The 8,629-nt window shown below is 49.6% G+C and carries 17 protein-coding genes; 7 read left to right on the forward strand and 10 right to left on the reverse strand.

The features are described 5' to 3' along the window. The 4 genes from ACN080_RS10220 to ACN080_RS10235 all read right to left on the reverse strand — a co-directional run. A partial coding sequence (locus ACN080_RS10220; RefSeq protein ID WP_419113722.1) for a hypothetical protein occupies positions 1–194 on the reverse strand: 194 nt, incomplete at its 3' end. After that, positions 191–496, reverse strand: coding sequence for a hypothetical protein (locus ACN080_RS10225; RefSeq protein WP_419113723.1), 306 nt, complete (start codon positions 494–496; stop codon positions 191–193). The genes ACN080_RS10225 and ACN080_RS10220, both read right to left, overlap by 4 nt. Beyond that, positions 493–651 (reverse strand): hypothetical protein, encoded by a 159-nt coding sequence (locus ACN080_RS10230; RefSeq protein WP_419105085.1) that lies wholly within the window; start codon positions 649–651, stop codon positions 493–495. Before ACN080_RS10230 ends, ACN080_RS10225 begins: the two co-directional genes overlap by 4 nt. Beyond that, a complete protein-coding gene (locus ACN080_RS10235) occupies positions 648–914 on the reverse strand; it encodes a hypothetical protein (protein ID WP_419113724.1) in 267 nt (88 codons plus the stop codon). The genes ACN080_RS10230 and ACN080_RS10235 overlap by 4 nt, the downstream gene beginning before the upstream one ends. A gap of 66 nt (positions 915–980) precedes the next feature. Here ACN080_RS10235 and ACN080_RS10240 point away from each other — a divergent pair, with 66 nt between their 5' ends. Next, positions 981–1,685: a hypothetical protein gene (locus ACN080_RS10240; protein WP_419113725.1), complete on the forward strand. Its 705-nt coding sequence runs from the start codon at positions 981–983 to the stop codon at positions 1,683–1,685. On the opposite strand, the gene ACN080_RS10245 is transcribed toward ACN080_RS10240, so the two are convergent. Continuing rightward, positions 1,672–1,917 carry a hypothetical protein gene (locus ACN080_RS10245; RefSeq protein WP_419113726.1) on the reverse strand — a complete coding sequence of 82 codons (246 nt, stop codon included), beginning with the start codon at positions 1,915–1,917 and terminating at the stop codon, positions 1,672–1,674. The two genes, ACN080_RS10240 and ACN080_RS10245, sit on opposite strands and share 14 nt — an antisense overlap. Before the next feature lie 211 nt (positions 1,918–2,128). Here ACN080_RS10245 and ACN080_RS10250 point away from each other — a divergent pair, with 211 nt between their 5' ends. Beyond that, positions 2,129–2,464, forward strand: a complete 336-nt coding sequence (locus tag ACN080_RS10250) for a hypothetical protein (RefSeq protein ID WP_419113727.1) — start codon at positions 2,129–2,131, stop codon at positions 2,462–2,464. On the opposite strand, the gene ACN080_RS10255 is transcribed toward ACN080_RS10250, so the two are convergent. Both ACN080_RS10255 and ACN080_RS10260 read right to left on the reverse strand, forming a co-directional pair. Continuing rightward, positions 2,461–2,940, reverse strand: coding sequence for a hypothetical protein (locus ACN080_RS10255; protein ID WP_419113728.1), 480 nt, complete (start codon positions 2,938–2,940; stop codon positions 2,461–2,463). The genes ACN080_RS10250 and ACN080_RS10255 overlap by 4 nt on opposite strands. An 80-nt stretch (positions 2,941–3,020) precedes the next feature. Next, the gene (locus tag ACN080_RS10260) at positions 3,021–3,257 is read right to left on the reverse strand and encodes a helix-turn-helix domain-containing protein (RefSeq protein ID WP_419113729.1); all 237 of its coding nucleotides are present in this window, start codon (positions 3,255–3,257) and stop codon (positions 3,021–3,023) included. A 93-nt stretch (positions 3,258–3,350) separates the two neighbouring features. Here ACN080_RS10260 and ACN080_RS10265 point away from each other — a divergent pair, with 93 nt between their 5' ends. Together ACN080_RS10265 and ACN080_RS10270 are read left to right on the forward strand one after the other, a co-directional pair. Continuing rightward, positions 3,351–3,731: a helix-turn-helix domain-containing protein gene (locus tag ACN080_RS10265; protein WP_419113730.1), complete on the forward strand. Its 381-nt coding sequence runs from the start codon at positions 3,351–3,353 to the stop codon at positions 3,729–3,731. After that, a complete protein-coding gene (locus ACN080_RS10270) occupies positions 3,715–4,125 on the forward strand; it encodes an ImmA/IrrE family metallo-endopeptidase (protein WP_419113731.1) in 411 nt (136 codons plus the stop codon). Before ACN080_RS10265 ends, ACN080_RS10270 begins: the two co-directional genes overlap by 17 nt. Before the next feature lie 62 nt (positions 4,126–4,187). Here the strand turns inward: ACN080_RS10270 and ACN080_RS10275 are convergent, their stop codons facing one another. Further along, complete coding sequence (locus tag ACN080_RS10275) at positions 4,188–5,282, reverse strand: type I restriction endonuclease (RefSeq protein ID WP_419113737.1); 1,095 nt, start codon at positions 5,280–5,282, stop codon at positions 4,188–4,190. 535 nt (positions 5,283–5,817) lie between these two features. Here ACN080_RS10275 and ACN080_RS10280 point away from each other — a divergent pair. The 3 genes from ACN080_RS10280 to ACN080_RS10290 all read left to right on the forward strand — a co-directional run bounded on the left by ACN080_RS10280 (position 5,818) and on the right by ACN080_RS10290 (position 7,135). Then, positions 5,818–5,970, forward strand: coding sequence for a hypothetical protein (locus ACN080_RS10280; protein ID WP_419113732.1), 153 nt, complete (start codon positions 5,818–5,820; stop codon positions 5,968–5,970). Further along, positions 5,967–6,707, forward strand: a complete 741-nt coding sequence (locus tag ACN080_RS10285; RefSeq protein WP_419113733.1) for a DUF6338 family protein — start codon at positions 5,967–5,969, stop codon at positions 6,705–6,707. The genes ACN080_RS10280 and ACN080_RS10285 overlap by 4 nt, the downstream gene beginning before the upstream one ends. A 221-nt stretch (positions 6,708–6,928) precedes the next feature. Then, a complete protein-coding gene (locus ACN080_RS10290; RefSeq protein WP_419113734.1) occupies positions 6,929–7,135 on the forward strand; it encodes an XRE family transcriptional regulator in 207 nt (68 codons plus the stop codon). A gap of 45 nt (positions 7,136–7,180) precedes the next feature. Here the strand turns inward: ACN080_RS10290 and ACN080_RS10295 are convergent, their stop codons facing one another. Both ACN080_RS10295 and ACN080_RS10300 read right to left on the reverse strand, forming a co-directional pair. Next, entirely contained in the window at positions 7,181–8,041 is an 861-nt protein-coding gene (locus ACN080_RS10295; RefSeq protein WP_419113735.1) for a DUF3037 domain-containing protein, read from the reverse strand. 15 nt (positions 8,042–8,056) lie between these two features. After that, positions 8,057–8,629, reverse strand: a 573-nt coding sequence (locus tag ACN080_RS10300; protein ID WP_419113736.1) for a hypothetical protein, incomplete at its 5' end; no start/stop codon positions are given.

Consider the following 8,629-nt stretch of genomic DNA (forward strand, 5'->3'; position numbering starts at 1 on the left):
TTGGGCTGTGTACGCAGAACCTCTTTGGCCTGCTCGTAATCCATGCCGGTAAGCTCCATCAGCATCAGAGCGCTAGCCCGGTAGAGGCTGTAACCACTGGTCTGACACTCCTTAGCGGTGATGAACAGACCGTCACGCTTGATACGGGGTACAGCCTCCCAGACCTGCTGGGTGAGGGGTTGGGGCTTGCTCATGCCGCCACCGCCGGGACCTGCTCAATCTGATACTGCTCGGTGGTGAAAGTGGCAATCTGGCGTGTCCAGCCACCCTCAGAAGCAAAGACCTCGTTGGTGGCCCAGTCAATGGTGATAGGGGAGCGAGGCTCTAGCGCGCGAGTCAGGGCATAATCGACAGCCTGCCTGCGAGCTTCAGTACGACGCTTAGGGTCTTTGTAGGCCCGGTACTGGACTTCTTGGGCGGCCAGGTAGCGCGGTTTGTCTTCACGAGTGATGACGATGCCCACTCGCTCGTGGACCATTTCAACGGTCGCGGTCATTGTTCTTCCTTCTGGTGGTTGTTCCGCTGGTGCTCAGCGAGCAACAGCTCAAGTTCTTCTTCATCAGCCAGACGGCCTAGCGCAGTTCGTGAGCTGCGCTCTTCGGCCCATTCACAGGCCGGGCATGATTTGCGGGTAACGGTGCCGGGGTTCATGAGGCCAGCCCCTGCAACCGTGGCGCGGCACCAAAGGTCATGGAGTCGATAAGCCGGTTGATTTGGCTCGCGCGCATTCGGAAGACCGGGCGGTTGCCATTGGGGTTGAGGTCGACGTACTCGGCTTTACCTGCGTGGATCATCTCGCGCAGGTAGTTCGCTGATTCGTAGCCCAGCAGCTCGGCCGCGTCTTCGAGCTTGTAGAGCCGGTCGACCAGGACAACATCGTCCCGGGGTTCAAGGGATGAAATAGTTTTAGACATGGGATGTGTCCTTTCGAGGTGGTTAACGAGATACTTATTAACCGTTGAATGATTGATGGAGGCAAAGTGTCTAAAAATGCTGCGGAACTGCTGTATGAGCTGTTCATGAGCTGGTGGGAAAGCGGGCAGTATCCCGCCAACAGTAGAAGCACGGTGATGGGCGATAGGATCCTGGAATCACAGCAAGCGGTCATCTACCTAAGAGAAGTTGAACAGATGATTGAAGCTTTTGGTTCTTTCCCTGATGACCACCCTCTGATTGAGGCGATACCAAAGTATTGGAACTGGATTTTTGCTCACCAAGGATTGGGGAGCCATCCCAACTCGAATTACCTCAGTAAGACTGCTATCGGTCTTCTACATGACTTCCGTTATCACCCGGTAAACCAGGTCGGAGAGCCTGTTGCTAGTGCCATGCAGCCGTTGACGAAGGGTCTTCCGAGCTTGATTGAGGAAATAGATTCCGACGGTAGTTTGAACGATGATTTGAAGCGGTATGTGAAAACGGTTCTTCATCACGCTTATAAGGTCCTTTCAGTTGATACGAAAGCTTCTGTATTTGAGCAGGAGCGGGTTTTGAGCGAGCTAGCTATGGCTCTAGGGTTGGCAGCTAGCCAGACTAACGATCAAGACAAAGCTTCCCGCTTGAAAGAGTGGGCCGATACGGCAGTGGGTCACTTCTTTTCTGGTTTCATGGGCGCGGCTGGTGGCAGCGCATGGACGTTAGCTTTAACAGCGGGAGAGATGGCTCAGCAGATCACCGGGTCTTAGAAGAGCCCTTTTGCCGTTCTCTTAGTTCAGCGCCGCTTTCAAAAAGGAGCCGCAGGGTGACTGAGTTGAGCGTTATGGTGATGAGCTTTTTAATAGGTGTCTTGAATGTCGTTTCGTCGTTTACTCGGTAGACATGCCCTGCGATACGTTCTTCAAGTAACTTACGGAAGGCCGAGAGCTCAGTTGTGGGCATGTGTTTGATGAGTTTTGTTTTTTGGGTGAACCTGGCCATTGCAGGGTTCACCTCCTTTCTATGTATGGTTGCCCCTTCTGCCTGTGTTGGCGGGAGGGGTTTTCTTTTTGTTTGGTTCTCTATGCGGTTGTGAAGTAGCGGGTAGCTCTTGGCTACAGTGGCCGGGGCGGTTCTTCCGCGCCGGGCGGGTTAACGAGATACTGGGTGTGAGCTACAAGGGCTGTAGCTGTATGGACATTGGGAGGTCGGTATGCGTACTGGTTACATCAGGGACAATGGTCCTGCTCAGAGGGTTCTTTTTGAGGGGCCTGCGGAAGTTATTCGGGCTATCGAGCTGTTCTTTGGCTATACAAGACGGGGTAAAAAGCCACAGACCTTAACCGCTGTCCATTTGGATGAGTTTGAGGACTTGCGCGGTGAAGCCATTGTTCTGGTCCCGCACTTTGCTGGCCTGTATGTTTTTGATTACCCTGATGGTTTTAATCCGAAGGAAGTTGACGAGTTGCAAGAAAAACTCGACGACACTTTCTTAGAACACCATTGTTTAGTTTTTGACCACTTCTGGAACCCGGAACCGATTTCCTAAGCCTGCCCCAGAGGATTAGGCGCTTTCAGTGGCTTACCTTCTTTGAAGTCGCTTTTTCTGTGGGCGGCGCAGGACCTGCATCCTACGAAGGTTTCGTTTGGGTCTTGGATGGGTTTATCCATTTGTAAAGGGATGTAGGTTCCTGCTATGCCTGCATTCCGGGCTTTCCAGTTCACGGTTTCTCCGCAGAACCGGCAGGTATTGCCGTCCCGTTCACGTACAGCTTTGATTAGTTCGCGGTTGTAGTGGATTCTGCTTAGGGATTGGTCCCGCTGGTCCTCCTCGCTGGTGATGAGTTGCCGTTTAAGGCCGTGGGTTTCTTTAACGATGTCTGCCCAATAGTTATCGAGGGCTTCTTCATCACTGATGGCAGCTTCTACTAGCGATTCGAGCTTCTTGAGGGAAGCTCGGAAGCCGGTGAGCGCTAGGCGGCGGTTTCCGCCAGGGAATGGAGTGAGTAGGTCGGTCCAGGGCATTGGGTCTCCTTGGGGGTGTAGGTACGGGTAGGGGAGTTGCGATCGCTTTTGTCCTTATATAAAGACATTGAGGTAAAAAATTAAGCTGCACGTACCAGCTCTTCGAGTCGCGCTTCGCTGAACCATTGAGCTGGAACACTGAAGTGGTTGGCGATTGCGAAAAGCTCTACTGCTGATGCTGGAGATTCGCCTGAGATAATTCGTGACATGCGGCTTTTGTCGATACCAACACTATTGGCGAGGTAGGTCTGGGTTTCTCCGGTCTTTGCCAAGGCGAGGCTGATATTTTCGGCGATAGTCTGGGTTAGGGTTGCCATGTTTCCTCCTTCGTTGCCTTTAGCTTATGTCTCAATTTAGAGACAAGTCAAGCTAATATGAGATTTTTTCTATATCTGGTGTACTCTGAGGGTATGGAAACAGGTAATAGAAAGGCCGCTGGTTTGGCCAACGCTTTCAGTAGTAGGTTAAATGAAGAAATCCGCGTGTGGATGACCCGTCGTGGCGAGAACCTGCGGACTCTGGAATCTGCAACCGGGATAAGCCGTAGTAGGCTCAGTCGGACTGTGAACCGCGATGAGGCACCCATTAACACAAATGAACTTGATTTGATTTGCAAAGCGCTGGATATATCGCCTTCCGAAATTATCAGGATCGCTGAACAAGCGATTCTTGTCTCCAGCCGTCCTGACACCACTGGGACTGACCAAAGCTACTGGGTTAAAGCAGCCAAAAACGATCCGCGCAACACTCGCCATCCAGACTTCGAGGAAGGCGTTGAGTACTACGAATAAGCAAGACCTCTATCGGCTCATTGAGGAAGCCGGCGTGCCTGTGTACTGCCAAGATCCTGGAAACAATCTGTTGGCTCTCTACACAGGAGAAGCAGTCCTGGTGAAGCCGGGACTAACTCAGCGTGATGAACTCTCTGCGCTAGCTCATGAGTACAAGCATGTATTGGATGGGCAACCACACCTTCCTCGTTACCTTGCCCCCAAAGTTGAATTAGCTTGCGATGTTTTTGCGGCTGAGCTTCTCATTGACACCGATGAGCTGTTCCGGCTGGCGCGTATGTACCCGGATGAACCAGGCAGAATCGCATACGAACTAGGTGTCACAGATTGGCTTCTAAATGCGTGGATGCGAGCGCACCCCATCAGCATAGACAGTGAAGATTTGGTGGCTTGAGAGGTGCCAAAAGGCCCCTACACTCACACAGAGAGTAGGGGCCTTGGCGTTATCTGATGTCGTTACGCCTCAAGGTTTCGGACGGTAGCTCTAATCGTTTCAGCGTACGTGTAGATATCTTCTAGCTCAGTAATGGGGTGACGGGTTTCCTTCTTGTCTGCATCAAAAGTTCCGATGTACCACTGAGACTTAGCATTGAAATGAAGGCGGGCAATTTGCTTGCGGTTGTTGTCATCCAAGAGGATGGCAAAGTATGACTTTGCATCTCGGTGGGCAATGCGTTGAGGCTTTACCTCCGAGCACGCAATTGCTTTCACGATTTGGTAGCCCGCGAGCTCTTCCTCTGTCGTGACGATGCCCTTTTCGTCTGGCTGTGGTTCCGAGGTTTCCTCTGTCGCGACGGAGGCAGGTACTTCTGCAGATTCTGGGAGACTCATCTCGGTATCGCCCAGTGCCGTTTTTAGGCGGTCGTTAACCTGCTCTTTGAGGAACTGTCTGAGAGCCTTATCTATTAGGTCCTTGAACAAGGCTAAGTTATCAGCGGTAGCTCGCTTATCAGACACACTTGTCATGAGGAGCTTGACGAATTCAGACGGTAACTCTTTGAACATTGATGCAAGCTCACGTTTTAGAGCACCAACATACTTGAGTTCCTCTGCAGAAGAGATAATTGAGTCTAAGTCGAATGTTTCTTTAGTAATCTTCTTGAGCTCAGGCAGGATTGTTTCATCCACATCTAGCAAGTCCAATATCAGGAAGGGGCGCTTGTCCATGATGTTGGGGGAGTCCAGGTCAGTGAAGAAGTGGAATACTCGCCCGTTGGTGAGGATGGCAATTCTTGCGTTTGTAACTGAGAAGTAGCGGAAGAGCTGTGAGGCGTGCTTGACGTTTAGGTCATCCCCAATTTTCTTGCATTCGATGAGAATACGAACTTCTCCATCTTGCATGATGGCGTAATCGACTTTCTCGCCCTTTTTGGTGCCGTGGTCTGCGGTGAACTCTGGCATGACTTCAAGAGGATTGAAAACATCGTAGCCCAGTACCTGGGAAATAAAGGGCATGATGAAAGCATTTTTGGTTGCTTCTTCGGTTTGAATGATGTCTTGTTGTCCTCGCATCTTTTTTGCGAGCGAGTTGATTCCAGCTTCAAAGCTCATTGGCTTCATCCTGTCGTTAGTAATGGGGGTTTTCACATTAAAAGATACCCCCAGGGCGATAAAAGCTAGTTAAAGTTACGCAGAAACTTCTGTCTAATCCGCGTGAGTTTTTTAGCTAATGTAGCCAACACTAGATAGCACACGAATTGAGCATCACTGACCGGCTACTGAACACCTGGTGTGAAGCAGACCCTATCAGCACAGACGGCGAAGATTTGTTGGTGGCTTGAGTGGCCCCGCGGGTGAGACCTGCCCCCTTTTGTTACAGAGGGGCAGATTTTTATTGCCAAAATGTCTAAGTTACCCACCAGTAAGACTTGTTAATCGTATGGTTAACTAGCTAGACAATTGCCTTGGAGGTTTGATGAGTGAGGCATGAGATTCAACTCTGCGGTGATTGCAATGAACACGACAGCTGTGAATTATCGTGCGATTGCAGGTGAAGCCCTGAGAGAACTCATTGCTTCATAGCTGGTCTCATTGATGTCTAAAATGCAATTGCCTTGCTGGAATCCATCAAGTACAGGAGGAAAGAATGAGCGACGACAAGAAAAAGCCAGTAGAAACCTATGAACTGAGGGAAGACCTGGCTCATGGTTCTCGTGTAGTTAACACCATCAAGCCTAAGACCGATAAGCCAGCATCAACCTTGCTGTCTAAAATTGCCGACCGGCAGCAAAAGAAGTGATCTTATCCTCGGCTTTCGCTTTCTTTTCTTTCCTGGTTCTAGTCCTTCCTGGATTTGCATTTACTCTGAGTCGATCCAGATATAAGCCGGCAAGGAAAGAAAGCGCTCTCCAAGAGATGAGCCGAATACTAGTTAGCTCATTGTTGGCTGATTTGGTAGGGGGCTGCATCCTGTATAACTGGTGGTCCACCCCTGTGCGGAAGTTGGTAAACAGCCAATTTGATGATGTTTTTCAGACATACATCGATGTTTCAATAGCAATACTGGCGCTAACTTGTCTCTCATGTCTCCTGGCGTTTGGGTCCGGTCATATTTTTTACTGTTTCAAAAGAGGGCATCAGCCTCAGCAAGAAGTGCATACTTTGGATAATGCTTTGACGTTGAAAAGAGGTCAATCATCAGATGCATTCTTGACCCTCACTGACGGCACAGAAATACTTGGGCAGATTACAAGGTATGACAACGTGCCAGAAACGCCTCAACTGTTTATCGAGATTGGCACACCTTATTACATTAAAGCCCAAGGACAAGGTGAAGGGGAAGTGATGGATGATAACGGTCTAAAGTTGCTAATCCCAGCTCTTCTCATCAAGACACTCGAGATTCAAGTTCGTGATGATGGGAAGTCTCTTGATGCAGAGGAGCTTCGTGCAGCATTCCTAACTAGTAAACCGCGCAGGGATTTCTCTTTAATACCTTTGCAAATAGCCAAGATCATCAAAGACTGGGACAAATAAAACAGCCTGCTGGACTTGAGATAACGCAACTACCTCAAGGCCAGCAGGCCACTGGGAAAAACCTACACCATGAAAACACAGTACACAACCCTCATAGTGCTCCTCACACTATCCCTCGCCTTCCTAGCCACCAGTGGGCGGGCGGCCTGGCTCATACCCGTAACCATTGCGAACACTGGGCTAGCCCTATTAGCTATCAAAACCTGGAAAAAACAAAGAAAATGACCAAACACTACCTATCCACCGGAGACATCGCCAAAAAACTCGGCATCACCCAAGGCGCCATGGGACACTACAAACTCCCAGAACCCGACGTCATCATAGGCAACAGATACAAAGGCTGGACGGAAGAAACCATAAACACCTGGATAGCCTCACGCCCAGGCAGGGGAGCACGCACCGACCTCAAACCCATCAAAGACAAATAGACATAAGAGAGCCTCAGTAACCTATATGGTTATTGAGGCATCATCTTACGCTGAGGCAAAAGCAAGCTGTTGTTCCAGCTGACCAGCATGAGCGTTAAGCCAATCGGGTTTAATTATCTCGATATTATAATCAACCCAGTCAGCAGTAACCCTGTTAAATACTTGACGCTGCTTATCCGTCAGCGGCTCATCAGCTAATACAACAATCGGAACATGAGGAGATACCTCCAGTAGCCTATTTCCTTTACTGAGATGTCCACCTGATTTGCGAAGCTTTGACATCGAAAACGTCCATGCTTGCACACGATTTTCTAAATTGCTATCAGCGCGGCCCTGGAAAGAAAATGTACTGTTAAGTTCCAAAATTTCGTCTGTAGCAACAGCCAAATCCAAACGCTCCACCGCATTATGAATAGCAAGCGTTGGCATAAGCAAAGTGTGCTCCTTCAAGCGAGCATAAGCACTACTTGTGTAGTAGCTCTTGGCACGCTTGCGTAACTCCGTTACACGATGCGGCCTGACAGATGACTCACGAAAAATAAGCCTTTGATACAAGGTATCAGCAGCTGCAAAAGCCGATTCATCGACAATCTGCCCTGGTGCATCAATTCGCAGGACTCCAAAGTTCTGTCGGCGTTCACGCTCCAGAAGTTGCCGTAAATCTTTACGAGTTCCTAACGAAAGAGCATTGTTGGAAGCCAGTAAAGCGATTTCGCTTTCCAAAGCGTCAAGAGCCTGCAGCGCAAACTGAGGATTACCCCCAAGAGAAGGAACTTCTGAGACTGACTCCACAAAACGGTATGCGTGATCACCTTGTTCTTTGCCTACCACAATTACACCGACACCTGCTGTGTCCGGTCGCAATGAATCAGGCACGTAACGAACAACCCAGTAGTTATAGAGCACTAGAATCCCTCCTTCCTAGAAGCAATATCTTTGTTTGTACGATTCAAGTATCTCAATAGTGTAATGCACGCGGCTCACCGCATAGTCAAGCATCGGCATGATTTCTGACTCGTCGACACCCCACTCTGATGGAATCATCGACGGAATATACTTTACAGAAGCCTTCGTAAGTGCGGACAGGTTGGCTTTTGCCCGCTCCCACTCATCAATTGGGATTCGACCTTTTAAGGTTGGGAGTGGCTCGTAAAGCGTCATGCCTTCACTCAAATCGCGGGCACCTTCCCATGAGCCAAACCAGTATCCATGGTCTATCGAATAAATCTTAGCGTCAGCTTTTAAATCGTAAATGATTTGGGTGTCATCCGCGTTGCATAGATGCCATAGAGCAATGAGCATGGGGATACGACTATAGTTGCTGTCCCTGTCAACCCAGATAATCTGATCTTTGGGAGAACTGTTTGGGATATTGAGAGAGCCGAACATCGGCAGGCTAGAGAAGAACTGATCTGAGTCCATAATTCTTCCTGTGAAGTCAGAGGGAACGTAGACTACAGCCCAGTCTCGAACAGGGGCTCCGATAATATTGCC

This window comes from Rothia sp. CCM 9416, from assembly GCF_048513535.1.
GTDB lineage: Bacteria > Actinomycetota > Actinomycetes > Actinomycetales > Micrococcaceae > Rothia.